At 63.4% G+C, this 21,818-nt stretch carries 19 protein-coding genes; 14 read left to right on the top strand and 5 right to left on the bottom strand.

What is annotated here, in order from left to right; all coding sequences use genetic code 11:
- Positions 1-31 precede the first annotated feature (31 nt).
- The 9 genes from atpF to B2747_RS17225 all read left to right on the top strand — a co-directional run bounded on the left by atpF (position 32) and on the right by B2747_RS17225 (position 8,850).
- Positions 32-625 (top strand): F0F1 ATP synthase subunit B, encoded by a 594-nt coding sequence (gene atpF / locus B2747_RS17265; RefSeq protein WP_291163844.1) that lies wholly within the window; start codon positions 32-34, stop codon positions 623-625.
- Positions 625-1,182: an ATP synthase F1 subunit delta gene (locus B2747_RS17260; protein ID WP_291163841.1), complete on the top strand. Its 558-nt coding sequence runs from the start codon at positions 625-627 to the stop codon at positions 1,180-1,182. The genes atpF and B2747_RS17260 overlap by 1 nt, the downstream gene beginning before the upstream one ends.
- A 49-nt stretch (positions 1,183-1,231) precedes the next feature.
- A complete protein-coding gene (locus tag B2747_RS17255; RefSeq protein ID WP_291163838.1) occupies positions 1,232-1,609 on the top strand; it encodes a cupin domain-containing protein in 378 nt (125 codons plus the stop codon).
- Positions 1,610-1,732: 123 nt separating this feature from the next.
- Positions 1,733-2,722, top strand: a complete 990-nt coding sequence (locus tag B2747_RS17250) for a sugar nucleotidyltransferase (protein ID WP_291163835.1) — start codon at positions 1,733-1,735, stop codon at positions 2,720-2,722.
- A complete protein-coding gene (locus B2747_RS17245) occupies positions 2,719-4,122 on the top strand; it encodes a Gfo/Idh/MocA family protein (RefSeq protein WP_291163832.1) in 1,404 nt (467 codons plus the stop codon). Before B2747_RS17250 ends, B2747_RS17245 begins: the two co-directional genes overlap by 4 nt.
- On the top strand, positions 4,074-4,967 hold the full coding sequence (locus B2747_RS17240; RefSeq protein WP_291163829.1) for a nucleotidyltransferase family protein: 894 nt from the start codon (positions 4,074-4,076) through the stop codon (positions 4,965-4,967). Before B2747_RS17245 ends, B2747_RS17240 begins: the two co-directional genes overlap by 49 nt.
- Positions 4,968-4,982: 15 nt before the next feature.
- Positions 4,983-6,377 (top strand): galactokinase family protein, encoded by a 1,395-nt coding sequence (locus tag B2747_RS17235; RefSeq protein ID WP_291163826.1) that lies wholly within the window; start codon positions 4,983-4,985, stop codon positions 6,375-6,377.
- A 147-nt stretch (positions 6,378-6,524) separates the two neighbouring features.
- Positions 6,525-7,286 (top strand): hypothetical protein, encoded by a 762-nt coding sequence (locus tag B2747_RS17230; protein WP_291163823.1) that lies wholly within the window; start codon positions 6,525-6,527, stop codon positions 7,284-7,286.
- A 49-nt stretch (positions 7,287-7,335) separates the two neighbouring features.
- The gene (locus B2747_RS17225) at positions 7,336-8,850 is read left to right on the top strand and encodes a carboxypeptidase-like regulatory domain-containing protein (protein WP_291163820.1); all 1,515 of its coding nucleotides are present in this window, start codon (positions 7,336-7,338) and stop codon (positions 8,848-8,850) included.
- A 22-nt stretch (positions 8,851-8,872) separates the two neighbouring features.
- On the opposite strand, the gene B2747_RS17220 is transcribed toward B2747_RS17225, so the two are convergent.
- On the bottom strand, positions 8,873-10,036 hold the full coding sequence (locus tag B2747_RS17220; protein WP_291163817.1) for a 6-bladed beta-propeller: 1,164 nt from the start codon (positions 10,034-10,036) through the stop codon (positions 8,873-8,875).
- 488 nt (positions 10,037-10,524) lie between these two features.
- Here B2747_RS17220 and B2747_RS17215 point away from each other — a divergent pair, with 488 nt between their 5' ends.
- The 5 genes from B2747_RS17215 (at position 10,525) to B2747_RS17195 (ending at position 15,680) form a co-directional block, all read left to right on the top strand.
- Entirely contained in the window at positions 10,525-11,178 is a 654-nt protein-coding gene (locus B2747_RS17215; RefSeq protein ID WP_291163814.1) for a DsbA family protein, read from the top strand.
- 112 nt (positions 11,179-11,290) lie between these two features.
- Positions 11,291-11,581 (top strand): hypothetical protein, encoded by a 291-nt coding sequence (locus tag B2747_RS17210; RefSeq protein ID WP_291163811.1) that lies wholly within the window; start codon positions 11,291-11,293, stop codon positions 11,579-11,581.
- Between the two features lie 21 nt (positions 11,582-11,602).
- Complete coding sequence (locus tag B2747_RS17205; RefSeq protein ID WP_291163808.1) at positions 11,603-12,310, top strand: hypothetical protein; 708 nt, start codon at positions 11,603-11,605, stop codon at positions 12,308-12,310.
- Between the two features lie 464 nt (positions 12,311-12,774).
- A complete protein-coding gene (locus tag B2747_RS17200; RefSeq protein ID WP_291163805.1) occupies positions 12,775-13,455 on the top strand; it encodes a DsbA family protein in 681 nt (226 codons plus the stop codon).
- Positions 13,456-14,606: 1,151 nt separating this feature from the next.
- Positions 14,607-15,680 (top strand): hypothetical protein, encoded by a 1,074-nt coding sequence (locus B2747_RS17195; protein ID WP_291163802.1) that lies wholly within the window; start codon positions 14,607-14,609, stop codon positions 15,678-15,680.
- A 17-nt stretch (positions 15,681-15,697) separates the two neighbouring features.
- Here the strand turns inward: B2747_RS17195 and B2747_RS17190 are convergent, their stop codons facing one another.
- From B2747_RS17190 to B2747_RS17175, 4 genes are read right to left on the bottom strand one after another with little or no spacing between them, the layout of a single operon-like run.
- Positions 15,698-16,939: a M20/M25/M40 family metallo-hydrolase gene (locus tag B2747_RS17190; RefSeq protein ID WP_291163800.1), complete on the bottom strand. Its 1,242-nt coding sequence runs from the start codon at positions 16,937-16,939 to the stop codon at positions 15,698-15,700.
- Positions 16,940-16,968: 29 nt separating this feature from the next.
- On the bottom strand, positions 16,969-19,389 hold the full coding sequence (locus B2747_RS17185; RefSeq protein ID WP_291163797.1) for a S9 family peptidase: 2,421 nt from the start codon (positions 19,387-19,389) through the stop codon (positions 16,969-16,971).
- A 36-nt stretch (positions 19,390-19,425) separates the two neighbouring features.
- Positions 19,426-19,677 carry a YbdD/YjiX family protein gene (locus B2747_RS17180; RefSeq protein ID WP_291163794.1) on the bottom strand — a complete coding sequence of 84 codons (252 nt, stop codon included), beginning with the start codon at positions 19,675-19,677 and terminating at the stop codon, positions 19,426-19,428.
- A 3-nt stretch (positions 19,678-19,680) separates the two neighbouring features.
- On the bottom strand, positions 19,681-21,753 hold the full coding sequence (locus B2747_RS17175; protein WP_291163791.1) for a carbon starvation CstA family protein: 2,073 nt from the start codon (positions 21,751-21,753) through the stop codon (positions 19,681-19,683).
- Between the last annotated feature and the right edge of the window lie 65 nt (positions 21,754-21,818).

Below are 21,818 nucleotides of genomic sequence, written 5' to 3'. Positions count from 1 at the left end.
GTCCGCACTCTCACTCTTCGTGGACGCATCCATGATCGCTCATTCCGTGCGCGCTGGCGCCCTCGCCGCCGCTCTGCTGTTTTCCGCCTCGCCGGCCCTGGCCGCAGAAGCGGGTGGCCCTGTGAATCTGCTCGACCCCAAGGCCGGGCTGATGTTCTGGACGCTCATCATTTTCGGTGCGCTGTTCTTCGTGCTGTCGCGCTTTGCCTTCAAGCCGCTCTTCGCGGCCGTTGAAGCGCGCGAGAAGGCACTGGAAGACGCCATCGAAGGTGCCAAGCGTGATCGCGCCGAGTCCGAGGCTCTGCTCGCGCAGCAGCGTGCGCAGCTGGAGGCGGCCCGCAACGAGGCCCAGTCCATCATCGCCGCCAGCCGTGAGACGGCCGAGAAGATGCGCAGCGATCTGCTCGCGCAGACCAAGCAGCAGCAGGAAGAGATGATCGAGCAGGCCCGTCGCACCATCTCCGGCGAGAAGGCCGCGGCCATCGCCGATCTGCGCCGCGAGGCCATCGACCTCGCCATCGCGGGCGCCTCGCGCGTCATCGAGCAGAACCTCGATTCCGACAACAACCGCAAGATCGTCGAGAGCTTCCTCTCGTCGCTCGACGCCAAGAAGGCGGCGCGCTAATGCCGGCCGGCGTCCAGGGCGAATCGGTCGCGCGCAATTACGCGGAAGCGCTGCTCGTCCTCGCTCGCAAGGCCGAGGACGCGAAGGGCTGGGGCGGCATGCTCCGTCAGGTCGCGAACGCGCTGCAGCAGGATCTCACGCTCTCGCGCTTCCTCGAGTCGCCGCGCATCGCCGCCGACGCCAAGTCGGCGGTGCTGACGAAGGCCCTTGGCGACCGCGTCCCGCGCCTGTTCCTGCGCTTCCTGCAGCAGCTGGTGCGCAATCGCCGCCAGATGCTCATCCCGGTCATTGCCGACGAGTACGACACCCTCCTCGATGCGTCCGAGGGGATCGTGCACGCCCGCGTGACAGTGGCCCGGGAAGCCGGCGAGGCCGAGGTGGCCATGATCGGTCAGCGCCTCTCCTCGGTGGTGGGCAAGCAGGTTGTGCCCCACGTGGCGGTTGATCCGTCCATCATCGGCGGCGTCGTGGTGCGCATCGACGACACCGTCATGGATGGCTCGGTACGCCGCAAGCTGGCGCTGCTCCGCCGTCGCATGGGCACGGTGCGCGTCTGAACCGGACGCTCCTGAACTTCAGGGCGTCCGCCCCACGACGGAGTGGTGCATGAGTGGACGGGTGGAAGTGCGGCACGTGGACAAGCCCTGGGGTCATGAGACCATCTGGGCGCACACCGACCGCTATGTCGGCAAGATTCTGCACATCAAGGCCGGTCAGGCCCTGTCGGTGCAGTACCATGAGCGCAAGGACGAAACCGTCTACCTGCTGCGCGGCGAAATGAAGTATTGGGTGCAGTTGCCCGGTGACACGGAGCTCCGCGATCAGGCGCTCAGCACCGGGCAGTCGTTCCGCATCACGCCGGGCACCATCCACTACATGGAAGCCATCACCGACTGTGATGTGCTCGAGGCGAGCACCCCGGAGCTGGACGACGTGGTGCGCCTCAAAGACCGCTACGGCCGAGAGGGCACCAGCGCGCCCTGAGCGTGTAGTTCGGCAGAAGTCTTATCGAAACGGCGACGCCCCTCCCCGCGGGCGTCGCCGTTCTGCATTTTGCCATGGAAGCGTTTGCTACTCACGACCCATGACTCACAACCCACAACTCTCATGAAGGTCATCATCCCCCTCGCCGGCAAGGGCACGCGTCTGCGCCCGCACACCCATGTGGTCCCCAAGCCCATGCTCAAGGTGGCCGGACGGCCGGTGATGAGCTACGTGATGGACGATGTGCAGAAGCTCGGCAATGTCGAGCAGGTCGTGTACATCACCGGGCACCTCAAGGAGAAGGTCGAGGCCTACGCGCGCGCGGCCTACGACATCCCGAGCGTGTTCATCGAGCAGGAAGTGCAGGATGGCACCGCCGGCGCCGTGGCCAAGGCCCGCGATTACATCGATGCGCCGGTGCTCATCATCTTCGTCGACACCATCTTCGACGCGGACCTTGGCATCATCAAGGACTCCACCGACGACGGCATCATCTGGACCAAGGAAGTCGAGGACTACCAGCGCTTCGGTGTGGTGGTCACCGACGAGAACGGCCACATGACGCGTATCGTGGAGAAGCCCAAGGATCCCATCTCCAAGCGCGCCAACATCGGGCTCTACTACATCCGCAACTGGAAGCTACTCATGGAAGGCATCGACCATGTGCTCAAGACCGCGCCCAACAAGGGCGAGTGGTATCTCACCGACGCCTTCCAGTACATGATCGACAAGGGCGCGAAGATCCGCGTGGTGGATGTCGAGGGCTGGTATGACGCAGGGCAGCTCGAGACGCTGCTCGACACCAATCGCGTGATGCTCGAGAAGGGACGCGCGCGCCGCCCCGCCACACTCGGCGAAGGCGCGACCATCGTGGAGCCGGTGTACATCGAAGACGGCTGCACCATCGAGCATGCCACCTTGGGCCCCAATGTTTCACTTGGCGCGGGCAGCACGGTGCGCCACGCCACCGTGCGCGACACGGTGGCCGGTGACAAGGTGCACATCAGTCATGCGGCACTGCACGACTCCTTCCTCGGCGATCAGGTGGTCGTTGAAGGTGTGAAGGGGCGTCTCACCGCCGGCGATCACTCGGAAGTCCGGGCCGACGCATGAGCGCCCCACGCGAAGACGGCATCACGCGCCGCGAGTGGTTGACGGGCGCCGCCACGGCGGCCGCCGCACTGGCTGCGTCACCTGTGCAGGTGCTGGCCAGCACGCCCGACTGGCGCGTGGATCTCTTCGCGCCCACACCCGCCGGCAACGGCAGCATGCTGGGTGTGCCCTTCGAGAAACACGCGGTGGTGCGCGTGGCCATTGTCGGCACGGGTCTGCGTGGCCGCTCGGTGCTGCGTGAGCTGTTGGCCATCGAAGGCGTGGAAATCACGGCCCTGGCCGACATCGCGCCGGAAAAGGCGCAGTTGGCCGTGGACATGATCACCAAGGCCGGCCGCAAGGCACCGCCGGTGTACACCAACGGCGAGCGCGATTTTCTGCGTCTCGTGCAGCAGAACGACATCGACTTCGTGTACACCGCCACGCCGTGGCAGTGGCACACGCCGGTCATGCTCGCCGCCATGAAGGCCGGCAAGCACTGCGGCAGTGAAGTGCCCATTTCGCTCACCACCGACGAGGCCTGGGAGCTGGTGGAAACGTCGGAGAAGACGAAGCGCCACTGCCTCATGATGGAGAACTGTTGCTACGGTAACAGCGAGCTCACCGTGCTGCGCATGGTGCGCGAGGGCGTATTCGGTACACTGCTGCATGCTGAAGCGGCGTATCTGCACGATCTGCGCAAGCTGCTGTTCGAGAACAAGGACGAAGGCCTGTGGCGCCGCTTCCCGCACACGGAGCGCGACACGAACTTCTACCCTACACACGGGCTCGGCCCGGTCGCGCAGTACCTCGGCATTCATCGCGGCGACAAGTTCGAGTATGTCGTGAGCATGTCCTCGCCCGAGGCCGGTCTCAGTGAGTGGCGGGAGCAGCACGAGCCCAAGGACAGTCCTAAGTGGCGCGAGACCTACAAGGCGGGCGACCTGAACACGTCGCTCATCAAGACCGCCAAGGGTCGCACAATCCTGCTGCAGCACGATGTGGTCAATCCGCGGCCCTACTCGCGGCTCAACAATCTCCAGGGATCCAAGGCCGTCTTCAACGACTATCCGCCGCGCCTGTACATCGATGGCGCGCCGGGTGGTGAGCGCTTCACGCCGCTCTCCGAATTCAAGAGCAAGTACGAACATCCGCTGTGGACGGCAGTTGGCGAACTGGCCCGCAAGAACGGCGGCCACGGTGGCATGGACTTCATCATGGCCTATCGCCTCGTGCAGTGCATGCGCGAAGGACAGGCGCCCGACTTCGATGTGTACGATGCCGCCGCGTGGAGCGTGCCCTACGCGCTTTGCGAACAATCCATCCGCAAGGGCAGCGCTCCCATCAAGTTTCCCGACTTCACGCGGGGCGCATGGCGCACATCCACGGCGCCGCAGGGGCCGGCCACCAGCACGCCGTAGTGGCCGTGCCTACCCGCACGGCGGTCGTCCGAACAGCGGTCATCCTCGCGGCGGGGCAGGGCAGTCGCATGCGCCGCGACGAACCATCCGCCGCGCTCGATGCGTCGCAGGCCGCGGTGGCGGCCTCGGGCATCAAGGGCATGATGCCGTTTGGGGGACCCTTGGGTCGCCCCTTCCTCGAGTATGTCATCAGCGCGTTGGCCGATGCCGGCATCACCAACGTGGTGCTGGTCATCGGCCCGTCGCATGATCTCATTCGCAGACACTTCACCACGGGCGTGCGCAGCGCGCGTGTGCATGTGCGCTTTGTGGTGCAGCCCGAACCGCTGGGCACGGCCAATGCCGTGGCTATCGCAGCTGACAGCGTGGGCAGCGAGCCCTTTCTCGTGCTCAACAGCGACAACTACTACCCGGTGCAGGCTTTTCGTCTGCTGGCAGAATACGGCGGCGCGGCCACGGTGGCCTTTGATCGCGCCGCCCTGCTGCGATGGGGCAACATTCCCGCCGATCGTGTGCAGGCGTTTGCTGCGCTCGATGTGGAGGCAGACGGCACATTGCGCGGCGTGGTGGAGAAGCCCGGTGGCCAGTGGGCCGCCGATGACCCGCGCTTCCGATGGGTGGGCATGAACCTCTGGTGCATCACCCCCGCGCTGGCCGATGCCTGCCGCCGTGTGCCGCGCTCCACCCGCGGCGAGTTCGAGCTGCCAGAGGCAGTGGCATTGGCCATCGCCGAAGGCGTGCGCGTTCAGGCCATGCCTTTCGAGGGCGGCGTGCTGGACCTTTCGCATCGCAGTGACGTGAGTGCCGTGCAGCAGGCGCTGGCTGACATCACGCCGCGGCTCTGACGTGGTTGTGCTCTCGTGACCACGCCCGTGCTGCTCCGCCACTCCCTCGATGACGCGGGACTGAGTGCCGCGGCCCGCGAAGGCTGCGAGGCGCTCTTGAGCGAAGCCCACGCTGCGCTCGATGACGCCGGCGTGCAGCGGGACGGGCGCAGGCAATGGTTTGCGCCGGGACGCATCGAGGTGCTGGGCAAGCATGTCGACTATGCCGGCGGGCGCTCGCTGCTCTGCACGGTGGAGCGTGGTCTCGTGCTGGTTGCGCGGCCTCGTGACGACCGACAGCTCGTGCTGCGAGACGCGCGGCGCGGTGAAGCGGTGGCGCTGGCGCTGGATTCGGGCAATCGCGGTTCCGTGCCCTGGGCCATCTATCCGCGCACCGTCGCGACGCGCCTGCTGCGCAACTTCGGTACTCAGCTCCGTGGCTCCGACGTGGCACTGGCCAGCAACCTGCCGCCTGCAGCCGGTGTGTCGAGTTCCAGCGCACTTACCGTGGCACTCACGCTGGCGCTTTCCGGCTTGTCGGACTTGCCGGACACGGAGCTCTGGCGTGAAGCGCTGCCAACTCGTGAATTGCTGGCGGGCTACATAGGGTCGGTGGAGAACGGACACGACTTTGGTGTGTTGACCGGCGAGCGAGGCGTGGGCACCATGGGTGGCGCGCAGGATCAGACGGCCATCCTCTGCAGCGCGCCCGATGCGCTGCGGGTGTTTGCCTGGGCGCCCGTGCAGTATGAGCGCGAAGCGCCGCTGCCGTCTGATCTGCGTTTCGTGATTGCCGTGAGCGGCGTGGTGGCCGCCAAGACAGGCGCCGCACGGGAACGATACAATCGCGCGGCACGCACCGCGCAGCATCTCGTACGCGCGTGGAACGCGGCGCGTCCGGTGGGTAGCAGCGAAGCACAGGTCCTGCGCCAGGCCTTCGAAGCGGCCTGGCGTGCCGAAGCACGTGACCCGTCCAGGCTGCAGCCCGAATTGCCATCAACCCTGGTGGACGCTGCACGGCGCGCGGCCACAACCGAGTTTCCCGAGCGGCATCTCGTCTCGCGGCTTGAGCAATTCTTTGACGAGACCTGGCACTACGTACCGGGCGCCGCGGATGCCTTGGCGGCGCATGATCTCGAGACCCTTGGCCGTCTCGTCGATCGCTCGCAGGCCGGTGCAGAGCGCGCGTTGGAGAACCAGGTGGCCGAGACCGTTCATTTGCAGCGCTATGCGCGTGAGCTGGGCGCGCACGCGGCCAGTGCGTTTGGCGCCGGCTTCGGGGGCAGCGTTTGGGCGCTCGTGCCTGAGGCTGAGTGCGCGCGTTTTGTGTCGCGCTGGCGTGAGAAGTATCGGCGCGCGCATCCGACGGCGGGCGGACGTGCGCAGTTCTTCGTTACAGCGGCCAGTGTGCCGGCGTTTGAGGTGTATTGAAGAGTCTGCCAAAGAACTTTGAAGGGTCTTGACAGTTTTCCGGGGGGGGGTATCGTCGCACTTGGAACAGCAATTGTGCCCACCGTTGCCGTACGCGCTTGGCGTGGACCACGGTTGCCTTGGCTCGACAATTCGTGGAGATTCGCTATGGACCTGCTCTGGTTCGGCAGGCTTGATGTCTGGGAACAGCTTCAAGCCCGATTAGCAGCTTACGGGATTTCATTGTGCCACCCTGGTCATCCGGAGTGTGTGGCACGTTGGCAGCGGGATTTGACCTCAGCATTCCTTGTTGATCTCGGCGTCGAGGTGCATCTGAGCTTCGGTTGTCCGACGGAGATTCCTCCATCAGTCCCAGTGATCGCTTACGTGGATCAACGAGCTGAAAGCATTGGACGGCTCAACCGTCTGCTTACGGACCAGCTGGTCATCGGAGTCGTCGGGGAGGGCGTCACAGATAGCGGTATCGAGATTGCAAGGCTGCTGGCTACCGCCAAGGTAAACTCCCTTTCGTTCTGCTGTACCCACGAGCTTGTTCAGAAGCTGAACGGCGCACCCCAGCTACTACTGACGGCAATTCGCCTGACCTTCCTTCAGCCAAGTGCATTTGCGACGGTAGATGCTGTTGCAAGACATGCGTCGATGTCACGGCGAGCACTCAATCGACTACTGGCGCGTCACGGCCTTGTGCCAAATTGTCTCCTGCGGGCTGCGCGAGTCGCACGGTTGCTTGATGTGGTCTATGCCGCCGGGTCAGTTCAGGACGCCTTGCAGCGGTCAGGCATATCAGACCAAAGGAGCGTACGCCGCCATCTGCAGTCGATCTTCACACAGTCCAATCTGGACTGCGTGATCCAGCAGCCAAAGCGCACGCTCCTTTCGCGGTTGCTTCAGTCCTGTCGCCAAACGTAGTGATTGGGCACCGACCCACGGGAAGCACGAACCACAGGAGTGTCAACTTGTGAAGCTTCACGAGAAGCATACTGCCATGGTACGCACGGAAGCCAAAGAAGTCGGTCGCAAAGAACACGGCTTGTTTGGTGTGGTCGCACTCATCATGCTCGTGTCGACTGCAGGCACGTACCAGCACTCGCTTTACGAGCATGTACGCGTTGTCAAAGGCATTCGAGCCGTTACTTCGCCCCACGAGGTGGCATCTAAGGATCGCGGGACGATCCGAGGTGTGGTGTGGGACAGCGTACTCGACAAGCCACTGGCCGGAGCGCGTGTTGTTCTCGTGCCCGACTACGAGCGTACAAGGTCATACTCAACGCTCTCAGATTCAAGCGGTCGATTTGAGTATAGCGGCCTTCCGCCAGCGAGGTATTGGATCGGATTCACGCACCAGAAGTTGGACCTATTGCGGATTCACGCAGCGCAATCCGTCGTTGATCTGACAGGCTCATTGCTGCAAACTGTCGTTCTAGCCGTTCCGTCGAGCGCCGCACTTTATCAAGTGCACTGTGGCAGTGCGCCGACTCAGCAACAGGCGGTCATGCTGGGTAGCGTTACCGGCGTGCCGGCCGCAATTGCAGTAGCAGATTCTCTCAGTATCAAAGCCGTGTGGCGTTCCGTAGACACTGCCGGGCAAGGGCCCGGACTACGCACAACCGTGGTTCCCGCTCTGATGGGGACCGAAGGGAGCTTCGCCCTGTGCGGCCTTCCAATTGCCGGCGGCTTCACGGTCGAGTTTCAGCGACGCAACGGTCAGAGGGATTCCATTGCATTCGAAGCCCACCCGGACCGTCTTTTCGTGCGCCAAATTTATCTCAACAGTCGTTTGGCGTCGTCGGCCAGTGGCCAGGCTGCATGCGGTACAGCGTGTGTTGCGGTTCTCCGAGGAAAACTCATCGACAATGTGGGTAACCCAGTTGCACACGGCGAGGTCCGCGTCGCTTCCGCGCCGGCCGTTGGTCGCAGTGACGCCAGCGGGCTATTCGCCATACACCTAGTGCCACTCGGCTCGACGAATCTTCACGCTCGTAGCATCGGCTACCTACCTGTGAGCATGGTGGTCGATGTGCTGCCAAGCGACTCCATGGTCGTTCAAGTGAGGATGGGCAAACCTACATCTATGCTGGCGGCGGTTCGCGTCCGCAGCTCACGAACATTTGCTGGATTCGAGCAGCGACGGGCGACAACGAGTAGGGGGGTGTTTCTCGATGAGTCTCAAATTGAGGCTATACGAGCGTTCCATGTTGCCGATCTGTTCGATCGTCTGCCTGGGGTAGAGGTTGACCGCACTAGTATGGTGCGGGCGACTATTCGAACCAGGTTCGGACGCGGGACTTGCGAGCCGAGTGTATACGTCGATGGTCGACCACTACTCGCGAAAACCAAAGATCTCGATGCATTCATGGACCCACGACGGCTTCGCGGAATTGAAGTGTACTCGTTCCCCGCTGAGGTGCCGAGTGAGTTTCTTGGTAATCCATTCTGTGGCGCTATCCTTTTCTGGATGAAGCCGGATTCATGAGCTGTGCAGCGATCGTGATCACCTACTTCTTTGTCAGGCGGAGTACACGGACGACTTCGAGACCGTCGTGATCGGCGGTCACGCCCGCGACATAGTTTTCCCCGGCCTCCATCAAGCGGAAACGTGCCGGGAGTTCCACGACGGCGAGCGCATTTCCGCTGAGGTCGTAAATGTCCCATTGCGTTGGTTTGTCCGGCAAGGCGTTCTGTGCGAAGGGGCGGCCATCCTTATTGCTCGGTGGACCAACCCAGAGTGAATTGTCCCGGGAAGCGATGAGGTCTCCGAAATAGCCCATGGACGTGGCAAAAGTCACCCGCGCTCTGGCGGCGCGTTCCTGCGCATCAAGTTTGGCCTTAGGCTCGCCGACATTGGCGTCGTAGATGTCCTGAAAATAGGCCTCTTCATCTGCTTTCGTCACGGCTACGTCTGCGCGTCCGCGTAGACGAATTGACGCGCGGTCACGGCCTCCCGCGTCGTAGCACTTGATACTTGTACTCCCCGCGAACCCCGCGCAGAAGTGATTGGCAAGTACGGCAACGCGGTTTCGCGGTGAGTAGACGTTGCCTTTCACGCTCCCTTCCTTGCCTCGGTATGCCAAGACGCTGGGGAAACGGCCAAGGGTTCTTGCGTCGCTACCTCGCCAAACCTGCAGGAGTTCCGTGGCTTGTCGCCACTTGCCCGTCTCCAGGCCCGTGTAGTCCAGCGATCCCGCGATCAGACGTCCATCGGCGAAGAACCCAAGCGTGCGGGACTTATTTATCAACGGGGGCGCGGTGCGTATGTACTTCCCAGTTACCGCAAAAAACTGGAACACACCCTGCAAATCGACTACGGCAAGGGAGTCGCCGAATCGATGGAAGGACCCAATGCCCTGAAACTCGCCTGGACCGCGACCCATCCGCCCAACGCTGCGCACGTACGTCCCATTCCTGTTGAAGTACTGCAGGTTGTTCGCGATGTCGCTTGCAATCACGATGCCACCGTCAGGAAGGAGCGATAGGCCAACGATAAGCGAGAAGTTCAGCGTGTCTTTCATTCGAACTTCCAACGTCGGAGCAGTGTCGACGATCCAGCGTTGCACAGTGCGCCCTCTGTTCCCAGGCGCTACTGCTGATTGCGACCGCGCTGCATGCATCAACGGTTGCAGGATCAACGATGCGATGACGACAAAGGTGGATGCTTTCATGGCGCTCCCAAGGTTGAGAATGAGCAGCTACATAAGGTTTAGCAACGATATTGATCTTACAGCACGTCGAACCCACTAACTGTCTGGATTTCGTCGAAACTGGCAAGACTTGGCATAGCTGAAGTGTTACTGACGGTCGCAAGATGGCGCATGACGCACATCGGCGTCAGCAGCGCTCAATCCATGGAGGTTCGACGATGAAGAGATTCTTCCTAGCGTGTTCGGCCCTTGCCGTCGTGGCTATCAGTGGACCGGTTCCTGAAGCACGGGCCGCTGGAGTGCAAACTTGCGAGCCAAAGTCCTGTCGGCGCAATCTTCAGTGTGAATTTACCAGCATTTGCGCCTACTGCATTGGAGAAGATTTGCCGCTTGGCGGCACCGGCAGTTGCTCCGAGTACCACCAGACCTGATCCGGATGCCTGTCGGGGAGGCGTGGTTGCCTCCCCGGCAGTCTACTCCACTCTCAATCTCCGTTCAGAGATTTGCACATGAACCATTGGTCGCCAAAACTCTCCCGGGTCGTAGACTGGGCGACGGGACTTCTTGTCGTACTCGGTTTGATTCTAGGTGCACAGAGACTCCGCGCACTCTTGAGTCCGACCGCAACAACTCGGACCCTCAACAGCAGTGCGCCAAACTGGCATGAGTATACCGAGGACTCATTCTCTGTCGGGCCCGAGAACGCACCTGTCACGCTAGTTGAGTTTTCTGACTACGCCTGCACGTACTGCAAGCAGATGGCGCCAATCCTTCGTCAAGCACGCGACGAGATGGGATCGAAACTGCGCTTCGTTTACAGAAGCGCTCTGCTTCGTCCTGAATCGAGGGCCGCTGCCATTGCCACCGTCTGCGCTGACAGGGCTGGAATCGCAGTTGCTGTCCACGACGCGCTATTTGAGAGCGGTGGCGCTATGCCATCGGAAGGCGCGGTGGGTCTCGCCGCAAAGCTTGGTGTAACCGATACCTTGCAATTCCGGCAGTGCTTGTCGAGCACGTGGGCGGAGTCGGCGGTTTCGAAAGATTCTTCTGCGACACAAAGGCTTGGAGTCCGTGGAACACCGACGTTCCTCATCAACGGCAAGCTGGTTGAAGGCAGCATGAGCATTTCCGACTTGAAAAAACTGATCAGGAGCAGCTACTGAGCCGTTGACGCCGATATGTTCACACCCCGACCGCCAGCGAGCGCCAACGTCAGCCACACCACCCGCTCTATCCCTACTGCGCCGGTCGCGTGGTCATACCCTCGTCGGTCGAATGCACTCTACCGCCGCGCAGCTGTGCTTCGCCGAAGTGGGCCTGGCCAGCAACCTGCCGCCCGCGGCCGGAGTGTCCAGCTCGAGTGCGCTCACCGTGGGCCTCACGCTGGCCCTGTCCGGCCTGTCGGAGTTGCCCGACACGGAGGCGTGGCGCACGGTAATGGCCACGCGCGAGGCGCTGGCGGGCTACATCGGGGCCATCGAGAACGGCCACGAATTTGGTGATCTGGCAGGCGAGCGTGGCGTGGGCACCATGGGCGGCGCGCAGGATCAGACCGCCATTCTCTGAAGCGCGCCCGATGCGCTGCGGGTGTTTGCCTGGGCGCCCGTGCAGTATGAGCGCGAAGTGCCGCTGCCGTCTGACCTGCGTTTCGTGATTGCCGTGAGTGGCGTGGTGGCGGCCAAGACGGGTGCGGCACGGGAACGCTACAATCGTGCGGCACGCACCGCACAGCATCTCGTGCGCGCGTGGAATGTGGCACGGCCGGTTGGCAGCAGCGAAGCGCAAGTCCTGCGACAGGCCTTTGAGGCGGCGTGGCGCGCCGAAGGACGCGATCCGTTCACGCTGCAGCCCGAGTTGCCGTCGGCCCTGGTGGACGCTGCAAGGCGTGCGGCCACAACCGAGTTTCCCGAGCGGCATCTCGTCTCGCGGCTCGAGCAATTCTTTGACGAGACCTGGCACTACGTACCGGGCGCCGCGGATGCCTTGGCGGCGCATGATCTCGAGACGTTCGGCCGGCTCGTCGATCGCTCGCAGGCCGGTGCCGAGCGCGCGTTGGAGAATCAGGTGGCCGAGACCGTGCACTTGCAGCGCTACGCGCGCGAGCTCGGCGCGCACGCAGCCAGTGCGTTTGGCGCGGGTTTTGGCGGCAGTGTGTGGGCCTTGGTGCCCGAGGCCGAGTGCGCGCGTTTTGTGTCGCGCTGGCGGGAGAAGTATCGGCGTGCGCATCCGACGGCGGGCGGGCGTGCGCAGTTCTTCGTTACGGCGGCGAGTGTGCCGGCGTTCGAGGTGTATTGAAGAGCTTGCCAAAGAACTTTGAAGGGTCTTGACAGTTTTTCGGGGGGGGGGTAAAGTGTGCCCCCAGTGCTGGGCCACTGATTCGTGGATGCGAGACAGTGGGAAGTACACCCGATTGGGGAGAGTCAACTCTATGCAACGTCTGTTCAGGCTGGCCGCAGTAGCAGTCCTCGCAATTGGTGCGGGGACGACCGAAGGAAGAGCAGTTGAGGCAACGAGTTCCTCGATCTGCTCAACGTGCACCGGCTGGTCCGAGTGTCCAACGGACGGCTTCGACTGTGCAAGCATTGGCTGCTCTGGTATGTTGCCTGGCTGTGCGGTGGGCGTGCCGAGCTGCCGAAACGCATTTATCGTTTGCTCGGGCGGCGACACCTGAGTAGTTGGACAATCTGCTGCGCCCACACGGCAGACTGTGTCGGTGGGCGCAGCAAGTTTCGCATTCAATCAATCTTCTGGAGATCGTCATGGGGAAGCGGCTGGATTCCGTGGTAAACGTACTGTTGGGCCTTGCTGCAGTTGCGGTAACGGTGCGGATGGTCGGCAGTAGCCCTGAGCCGCCCGTAGAGTCTTCGGTCGTTGCGGAGAAGCTTCCTGTTGAAGACTGGGAGTATGCAGCAGCCAAGGAACCTGTAATCGGCGATCCTGGCTCACCTATACAGTTTGTGGTCATCACGGACTTCGAATGTCCGTTCTGCAGGACGCTCCATGAGAGGCTGACCGAGCGGTTGAAGCAGCGTGAAGGTGGCGCATCGCTCTCAATCCTGCACTTTCCGCTGGCGTCTCATCGATTTGCCAAGCAAGCCGCCAACGCGTATCAGTGCTCACAGAATCGCGATGCGAAAGAACGCATGATGAACGCACTCTATTCCTCGCAGGACTCTATTGGGCTAATCAGCTGGGAGAGCTTTGCCAACCGAGCTGGTGTCCTTGATTCTGCGAGTTTCAGACAGTGCGTCATGGGCACTGACACCATCGTCGAGAAGGACATAGCCTTTGGGCAGTCAATTGGTGTCAGGGCTACGCCAACCGTTCTTGTGAACGGATTCCGACTTTCCGGTCCCCCAACGGAGAGGCAACTTGACTCGATTCTACAGGCACCGGTAGGAACCACTGCACCTGGCTCCGCCAACTCCTCTGTCAGATGAGTGTGTCACATCGGTCAACTCGATGGGCTTTGGCCCTCCTCGGTGTCCCAGCTTTGTTGGGCGCTCAATCGCCGATCAGGAAGCTGGTGAGAGACGCTGTTTACCAACGGGAGTTTAGTTCGATTGCTGGGGTTCGCGAACTCTCTGATGGTACCGTCCTCGTCGGCGATCGCTTGGAGAGGGAGCTTGTGTTGCTGGAAGGCCCGGGTTCAACTGGTCGGGCACTACTACGAAAAGGGTTCGGGCCCAACGAGATTCAGACAATATCCGGGCTCGTGGCTGGTAGGGCCGATTCGACGTTGATCTATGACAGTGTGCAACGCCGCGTACTGCTCCTGGTTGGTACGCATGTTCACCAATCAACAGCACGTGGTGACATGCGATGGCATGAGACGTTCATCTTCCCACTCGCCATTGATCGGGCCGGCGTCGTCTATGGTTTGCGCGCCAAGGAATCGACGCTACGAAGGGGACCAATAAACGCAGGAAAGTTGAGCCCGTTTAGTGCTGATTCTGTGGAGTTGATGGCTTGGTCGCCGCAAAAAGCGAGACCCCACGCGGTACTCACTGCGCGTGGTGCATTCACTCCGTCCAACATGGTGGTCAAGACTATCGCTGGGGTCACATCGTATTACCAGCTCACCAGTCTGCTCGACTTCCCGGACGCTCTTGCGGTTTGTGGCGACGGGCGCGCGTTGCAGGCATCACCTGCGTATGGGACCGTTCACTGGTGGTTTGGGGGGAAGCCATCTGCCGTAAAGGTCCCGCTTGCTCAACGAGTCCCAGTCTCCGCTGCCGAAAAACGTCGGGCCATTGAGGCGTCCCAGGGCATTGAAAACGCTCAGTTCTTCTCGCCGGACGAGTATCCGACATGGCCGCGCTACATGCCGGTCTTTGAGCGTGACGGTGCGTGGTGTCTTGATTCGGGTGACGCGCTCATCGAAGGAACGGCAGATGCCAATGGTGTTCGACGCTACCAGTTGATCCCCAAGAGTGGAGAGCCACGCCTGGTGACGGGCGCCCCACCCAACGCTCGTATAGTCGGTGTGGGAAGGGGTCGAGTATACTTCGGGTTGGCCACAGGCGACGGATTATTCCAAGTTGCGCGCCTTCGGCTTACCGAATAGGCAACCCTCCATGGAAGGCGACGTGTGGCGTACCTGCATGGGGGAACGATGAGGTTCACGAGCGCGACGATAGCCCTGTTGTGTGTTATGGGAGTCACAGCGGTCAAGTCGCAGGCGCAGCCGCCGCGTCGTCTGGCGCCGGATCTGATCTTGTCCACGCCCATCTCGGCAGATGTTGCGAACGACGGGGCCACCATTGTGGCCGATCTAACTGAGCCCGCGGTGCACTACATCGCACCCGATGGCAGGCTCAGCTGGTCCCTGACCGCCAAGGGCAGTGGGCCCGGCGATGTGCTGCAACCATACCGCGTGGCACTCGCAGAGAACACGGTCTGGATCTACGACTTCATCCTGCGGGATGTGTCCGCGTATTCTCGGGATGGAACCTTCATCCGACGTTTTCGCCTCGCCCTTCCCTTGGCAATTGTCGATGACATCGTGGCCATTGGCGACACGGCGCTTGTGGTGCTTGGTGTCACGCGACAGGCGGCGTTCGCGAACAGGGCCATTCACGTGTTTGACGCCGTGGGTGCGCACAAACGTTCGTTCGGTGAGGTCGCCTTCGCCGTCGACCGGACCAGACTAATCATGACGGGAACCGGAACTCTTGCACGCACCGCGCAGAACACGCTGCTCTATGTGCGGAAGGGGCCGTACCAGCTGCTCGAATACGGAGTCGATGGCAGGCTGCGGCGATCACTCGCGCCGCCGATGGCCATTGCGGCCGTGGTGGACTCTCTGCAACGAATCGAAACCAATGCCAAGGGGCGCGAGCGCATCACGTCCCGCGCGGGAGAGATCCGATTCCCGCTCCGTGGAGCGCCGCTCTCCAATGGTTTGGTCTTGTCGGGAGTTTCCGATCGCGGCACGTCGCGGTGGTGGGTACATCCTTCGCAGGGTGCACCTGTTCCGGTTTCCTTGCCCGGCGGAATTTCACCAAGCAGCTGGAACGCGAGAACCTGTGAGCTCGTGGCCTTCACCGATCGTGATGATGAGCCCGCACTCGTTGCAGTGGCTGCCCGCGCCGTACTCCCAGCTGCCCTGGTGAACGCGATGGGCTGCGTTGGACGAGACCCGTCAACCAATCGACGCAAATAGCGCGTCCGACACGAATATCACGCACCGCCGAAGTCTTTCACGCTCGCGTCCCACACCACCCGCAGCACCCGCTCCAACCCCACCGACGCGTCGTGGTCGTCGTACCACTCCTCGCGCGTGTGCGCGCCGCCACCGCGCCCGCCTGCACCCAACGCGATGGCCGGAATGCCGCGCGCGAGCGGCACATTGGCATCGGTGGAGGCCATGCCCGAACGCGGCGCCCGGCCCAGCAACTCGGTGATCTGAACGGCGCGCTGCACCAGCGGATGGGCCACGTCCAGCGCACCGGCCGGGCGCTCACCCAGTGCTACGATCTGCACATCGAGTCCGCGCGCCGCGGCGCTGTGCACACCGGCATCACTCGCCTCCTGCGCCACGCCATGTGCCAGCTGCACCAGCGCACGCCGCGTGGCGGCCAGACGCGAAGCGTCGGTGCTGCGCACATCAAAATCCACCCAGGCCTCGCGCGGTACACTCGTAAGCCCCTCGCCTCCCTGCATGCGCGCTGCGGTCACTACCACACGCCGAGTCAGGGGCTCGCTCAGGGCCTCGGCGCGCGCCACCAACCGGCTCAGCGCCACCAATGGGTTGGGCGCCCCCGCGTGCAGCCAGCTGTGTCCACCCGCGCCGCGCAGTACCACTCTCAAGCGCGAGCTGCCCACGCCGTGATGCACAATGCTTTCGTCGCCCGGTCCATCGATGGCCAGGGCCATGGCCGGACGTGCGCCCGCACTCTCCGCGGCATCAAACCACGCGCGCGCGCCACGCAGGTTGCCTTCGCCTTCCTCGCCCACCGTCGCCACCAGATGCAGTGGCCGCGCCAGACGCGCGCGCACCGCGGACTGCGAAAACGTGTGCGCCAACACCAGCAGCGCCGCGAGGCCGCGGCCATTGTCGCCAATGCCGGGGCAGCGCACCACCGATCCGTCCACCTCCGGGTCGTGCGACACGGCCGCATCAAACACCGTGTCGAGATGCGCCATGCACACCAGCGACGGAGCACGCGCTGCGGCCGGCAAGGCCGGGGTAATGGACAGCACCACATTGCCGGCGTCATCACGCGTCACCACACCGGCATCACGCTGCGGAAGCGCCGCGCGTAGCAGCTCGCGCATCAGGTCTGCACGCTGTTGCTCCTGACCCGTGGGCGCAGGCACGGCGGCCACACGCAGCTGCTGAGACAGCACCCAGGCCTGACGGCTACGCCACTCGGCTGCCACTTGGCCCGGAAATTCCGGCGTACCCTCGCCGCGTCTCATGCCCGCACCCACCGCACTGTCATCGTGAGTTACCGTCCGCCGCGCGGCTGACCGATGGTCCGCTCGAACAGCTCGAAGATCCGGCGGTATTCGTCCGTCCACGAGTCGGGACGCGTGAAGCCGTGATCCTCCACCGGGTACACGGCCAGCTCCCAGTTGGTCTTGCCCAGTTCGATGAGACGCTGTGACAGTCGCACGATGTCCTGGAAGTGCACGTTGGTGTCCACCATGCCGTGCGCCATGAGCAGCGGATCCTCGAGGCCCTCGGCAAAGAACATGGGTGACGAGCGGCGATACGCCAGCGTGTCCGTCTGCGGCAAATTGAGAATGTTGGACGTGTAGCCCTGGTTGTAGTGCGCCCAGTCGGTCACACTGCGCAGCGCGGCGCCGGCGCCGAACGACTTGGGCGCCGTGAACAGCGCCATCAGCGTCATGAAGCCACCATAGCTGCCGCCGTACAAACCAATGCGCTCCGGATCGATGTTGTACGTGCGGCCCAGCCAGGCCGACGCATCCACATGATCCTGCAGATCACGTCCACCCATCCAGCGGTAGATGGCCGTGCGCCAGTCGCGACCGTAGCCCGCACTCGCGCGGTAGTCGATGTCCAGCACGACATAACCACGACTCGCCAGCAACTGGTTGAACATGTACTCGCGTGCGTAGCTGCTCCAGAAATCGTGCACGTTGTGCAGATAGCCGGCCCCGTGCACAAAGATCACCGCCGCGCCGTTCGGCTTCGCCCCCAGGTCCTCGGGGCGGTAGATGCGCGCCGGCACCTCGATGCCATCGCTGGCCGGGATTCTCACAATGGCCGGCTTGATCCAGTTGCGCGAGCGAAACGCCACTGAGGTAGACGTGGTGAGGCGTGTGGCGCCACTGCCATCAGCGGCCATCACATACAGCTCGGGCGGCAGATTGCTGGCCGAGTACACGTCGGCGAAACGCTTGCCATCAGGGCTCAGGACAATGCTGTGCCCACCATGTTCGCGCGTGAGCTTCGTGCGCGCGCCACCCGCCACGGGCATGCGATAGGCATGCCGCACAAAGGGCGACTCTTCACTCGTGTGCAGCAGAAAGGTCTTGCCGTCGGCGCTCAGCTCGGCCCGCTCCACCTCCCAGTTGCCACTGGTGAGTGCCGTCTTGTTTGCGCCATCACGATCGGCGCGGTAGAGATGCGCATAGCCGCTGGCCTCGCTGGCGAAATACACCTGGCCGTTGGGCAGAATGCCCATGCAGCCGCCGCAGGGGCCGCCCACCCAGGCCGTGTCGTTGAGGGCCTCCACAATGCGCACACGGCCCGTGTCGCCCACCGTGCTCAGGTAGCGCCACTTGTTGTCGGGGGTGAAGGCGGCCAGCATGGCGGCGCTGCCGTCGCTGGCCCAGTCCACGAAGCGCACCTGTGAGGACATGCGCGTGCTGTCGCCATTGATGACCCAGAGCGGCTGCAGCGCCCCCGTGGCCAGCACCAGGCGCCAGGCCCGCGAGCGGCCCGTGGCATCGCCCACCTTGGGGCGACTCGGAATTTCCTCCGTGAAGCCGCTGCCGGTCACGTAGTTGGGCACCTGCGTGGTGCGGGCCTGACCCGCGCCGCCTGCCGCAGCGCCAGCACCGGCCGGACCACCAAAGCCACCACCACTAGCCGTAATCACCACCGCCGTGCGCGCCGACGGGGACACGTTGAGGCTCACCAGGCGTTCGCCGGCGGGCAAGTAAACAACAGGCAGCCGCAGGGCCCGCTGTGCGTCGCGATTCACACGCTGCAGCGAGTCCTGCAGGTCCTGATCGCGAATGACGTCAAGCAACTGCCGTTGCTGCCGCTCGAGGGCACCGCGCATGCCAGTGGTGCGCTCCGCGTCACGAGGCGCCGGGCCGCTGCGAATGTCGGTCAGTTGCTCCACCGAGCCGCTGGCCAAGTCCACGCGATACGCATTGCCACCCTGCACAAACAGCACGCCCTGTTCATCGGCGGTGAAACGCGCATTGCTTTCCACGGCCACCGTGCGCGTCAGCGCCTTCACGCGCAGATCGCGCTGGCCCACCAGAAAAAGGTCGCCGCCACTGTTCACCAGGCGCTGTGTTCCCGCCCGGTTGAGCACCCCGTCGGCCAGCAGTACGGCCACCGAGTCGACATGCGCCTCGCTCACCCGCTCTGGCAGCGCACCCGCTGCCGCGCGCACGCGATACGTGGCCGTGGGGGCGTTCCACGCGCTGCCGGCCGGCGCCCACTGGAAGTACAGCCACTGCCCGTTGGCATGCCAGCGTACGTTTTGCGGCTCGCGTCCATAGTGCTCAGGACCGCGCATGATGTTGGCGATCGTGAAGTCAAACGAGGTCGCGTTCACCGCGGGGCTGGCCTGCTGGGCCTGAGCCTCAGGCGTGACAAGCAGGGCCGTACAAACAGCAAGCGCGGCGTTACGGAACGCCGCGCTGGACAGGGAAGAACGCATGGGACGCGTGGGGGAGAGGACGATCGGAAAGACCGGTCAACAGCAGCGCGTGCCTGCGCTGCGATAACGTGCCGTGAGACGCTCCTGCTCGAACGTTTCCGGGTCGAGTGGTGTGCACCCCGGGTACTTGCGATGCATATGCGCCAGATACGTCTCGTAATCTGGCACGCCGATCAGGCGGCGCACCAGCGCCACCAGCTGCGCAAGCGTGCGCCGCCAGGACCGCGCTCCGAAGAGCGCGGTCTGGCGGGTCGAAGCCGCCGTGAAGGAAACGGGTTCACGGCGCATGACTCAGGCTCCCGTGAGCTGTGTCTGCTGGAACGGCACTTCGCTGGACACGGCCGCCTTGCGGCCGTTGATCACGGCCAGCCACTCGCGAATGGACGCGCCCAGAATGACCACCACCGCCACGAGGAAGAACGCCGCTACACCCGCGTCCAGGTTGTCGTTGAAGATCATGCGCTGCGCCGCTTCCACCGTCTTGATGTTGGCCGGCAGTGTGTTGGTGGCAATCTGCTCCTTCAGCATGGCCGCGTGCGACAGGAAGCCCAGCTTCGGGTCGCTGCTGAAGATCTTGAGCAGGCCAGCCGACGCCGTCACGATGACCAGCCACACCAGCGGAATGATGGTCACGAAGGCGTACTTGGCCTTGCCCATCTTGATGATGATGGTCGTGCCCACACAGAGCGCCACCGTGGCCAGCAACTGGTTCGAGATACCGAACAGCGGCCACAGCGAGTTGATGCCGCCCAGCGGGTCCGTCACACCCTGGTACAGGAAGTAACCCCACATGGCCACGAAGATCGCACTCGTGAACAGCACCGCCGGATACCAGGACACGCGGCCCAGCGGCTTGTACACGTTGCCCAGCAGGTCCTGAAGCATGAAGCGACCGACCCGGGTGCCGGCATCGAGCGTGGTGAGAATGAACAGCGCCTCGAACATGATGGCGAAGTGGTACCAGAGCGCCATCGCCCCCTCGCCGCCCAGGGCCTGCGAGAAGAGATGGGCCATGCCCACCGCGAGACTGGGCGCGCCGCCCGTGCGCGAGAGCAGGGAGTTCTCGCCCACCTGCTGCGCCAGCAACTCCAGCTCGGCCGCCGTGATGGGCTTGAACAAGGCCCAACTGTTGATCGTGTCCGCCGCAGACACCGCCGTGGCGCCAATGACCGACACCGGTGAGTTGATCGCGAAGTAGATGCCCGGCGTCAGCACGCAGGCCGCCACGAGGGCCATGATGGCCACCAGCGACTCGGTGAGCATACTGCCGTAGCCAATGAGGCGTGCATCGGGTTCGCGGCGGATGATCTTGGGCGTCGTACCCGACGAGATCAGCGCGTGGAAGCCCGAGATGGCGCCGCAGGCGATGGTCACGAAACAGAACGGGAAGAGCTTGCCCGCGAACACCGGCCCGGTACCGTCGATGAACTTGGTGACGGCCGGCATCTCGAGCGGTGGCAACACCACGATGATGCCGATGCCCAGCGCCAGAACCACACCGATCTTCACGAACGCCGACAGATAGTCACGCGGCGCCAGCAGCAGCCACACCGGAAGCACCGACGCGGCAAAGCCATACACCATGATGCCCCAGGCCAGCGTCGTGCCGCTGAGCGTGAACACCGGCGCCCATGTGGCCGACTCCGATACCCACTTGCCCGCGTACAGCGACAGCGCGAGCATCACCAGCCCGATGGCCGTGGTCTCGAGCACCGCACCCGGCCGCAGGTAGCGCATGTAGAGCCCCATGAACAGCGCGATGGGAATGGTGAGCAGAATCGTCACCGTGCCCCAGGGGCTGTCGCGCAGCGCGTTCACCACCACCAGTGCCAGCACGGAAATCAGGATGATCATGATGCCCAGCACCGCGATCAACGCGGTGGCACCGGCAACTGTCCCGATTTCTTCCTTGGCCATCTGCCCCAGCGACTTGCCATCACGGCGGATGGACGCGCAGAGAATGACGAAGTCCTGCACCGCGCCACCAAGCACCACACCGACCACGATCCAGAGCGCGCCGGGCAGGAAGCCGAACTGCGCGGCCAGTGTGGGGCCCACCAGCGGTCCGGGGCCGGCAATGGCGGCAAAGTGATGCCCGAAGGTCACCCACTTGTTGGTGGGCACGTAGTCGCGGCCGTCTTCCAGCCGTTCGGCCGGTGTGGCCCGGTTCGCATCGAGCCCGAAAATGTCGTGGGAGATGATGCGGCTGTAGAACCGATAGCCGATCAGGTAGATGCAGATGGCGGCCGTCAGCAGCCAGGCCGCAGAGATGGTTTCGCCTCGGTTGATCGCCACGTAGGCGAGGGCGCCGGCACCAACAGCCGAGACGCCGACCCAGGGGAGGACGTTGGTCAGTCGAGTCACGCGGGTGGGGTGGAGAGGTGGGAAGGTGTGCCCAATTGCGCGTCGGGACACCGGGTTGTCAATGC

The sequence above is a fragment of the Gemmatimonas sp. UBA7669 genome, assembly GCF_002483225.1.
Classification (GTDB): domain Bacteria; phylum Gemmatimonadota; class Gemmatimonadetes; order Gemmatimonadales; family Gemmatimonadaceae; genus Gemmatimonas.
This window is presented reverse-complemented; position numbering and strand designations above follow the sequence as displayed.

Bases quoted from the DNA above. Each gene is read 5' to 3' on its own strand.
- B2747_RS17230 (WP_291163823.1), top strand. From the start codon at position 6,525: ATGGACCTGCTCTGGTTCGGCAGGCTTGATGTCTGGGAACAGCTTCAA.
- B2747_RS17200 (WP_291163805.1), top strand. From the start codon at position 12,775: ATGGGGAAGCGGCTGGATTCCGTGGTAAACGTACTGTTGGGCCTTGCT.
- B2747_RS17185 (WP_291163797.1), bottom strand. From the start codon at position 19,389: ATGCGTTCTTCCCTGTCCAGCGCGGCGTTCCGTAACGCCGCGCTTGCT.
- B2747_RS17255 (WP_291163838.1), top strand. From the start codon at position 1,232: ATGAGTGGACGGGTGGAAGTGCGGCACGTGGACAAGCCCTGGGGTCAT.
- B2747_RS17240 (WP_291163829.1), top strand. From the start codon at position 4,074: ATGGCGCACATCCACGGCGCCGCAGGGGCCGGCCACCAGCACGCCGTA.
- B2747_RS17215 (WP_291163814.1), top strand. From the start codon at position 10,525: ATGAACCATTGGTCGCCAAAACTCTCCCGGGTCGTAGACTGGGCGACG.
- B2747_RS17210 (WP_291163811.1), top strand. From the start codon at position 11,291: ATGCACTCTACCGCCGCGCAGCTGTGCTTCGCCGAAGTGGGCCTGGCC.
- B2747_RS17245 (WP_291163832.1), top strand. From the start codon at position 2,719: ATGAGCGCCCCACGCGAAGACGGCATCACGCGCCGCGAGTGGTTGACG.
- B2747_RS17190 (WP_291163800.1), bottom strand. From the start codon at position 16,939: ATGAGACGCGGCGAGGGTACGCCGGAATTTCCGGGCCAAGTGGCAGCC.
- B2747_RS17260 (WP_291163841.1), top strand. From the start codon at position 625: ATGCCGGCCGGCGTCCAGGGCGAATCGGTCGCGCGCAATTACGCGGAA.
- B2747_RS17180 (WP_291163794.1), bottom strand. From the start codon at position 19,677: ATGCGCCGTGAACCCGTTTCCTTCACGGCGGCTTCGACCCGCCAGACC.
- atpF (WP_291163844.1), top strand. From the start codon at position 32: ATGATCGCTCATTCCGTGCGCGCTGGCGCCCTCGCCGCCGCTCTGCTG.
- B2747_RS17220 (WP_291163817.1), bottom strand. From the start codon at position 10,036: ATGAAAGCATCCACCTTTGTCGTCATCGCATCGTTGATCCTGCAACCG.
- B2747_RS17250 (WP_291163835.1), top strand. From the start codon at position 1,733: ATGAAGGTCATCATCCCCCTCGCCGGCAAGGGCACGCGTCTGCGCCCG.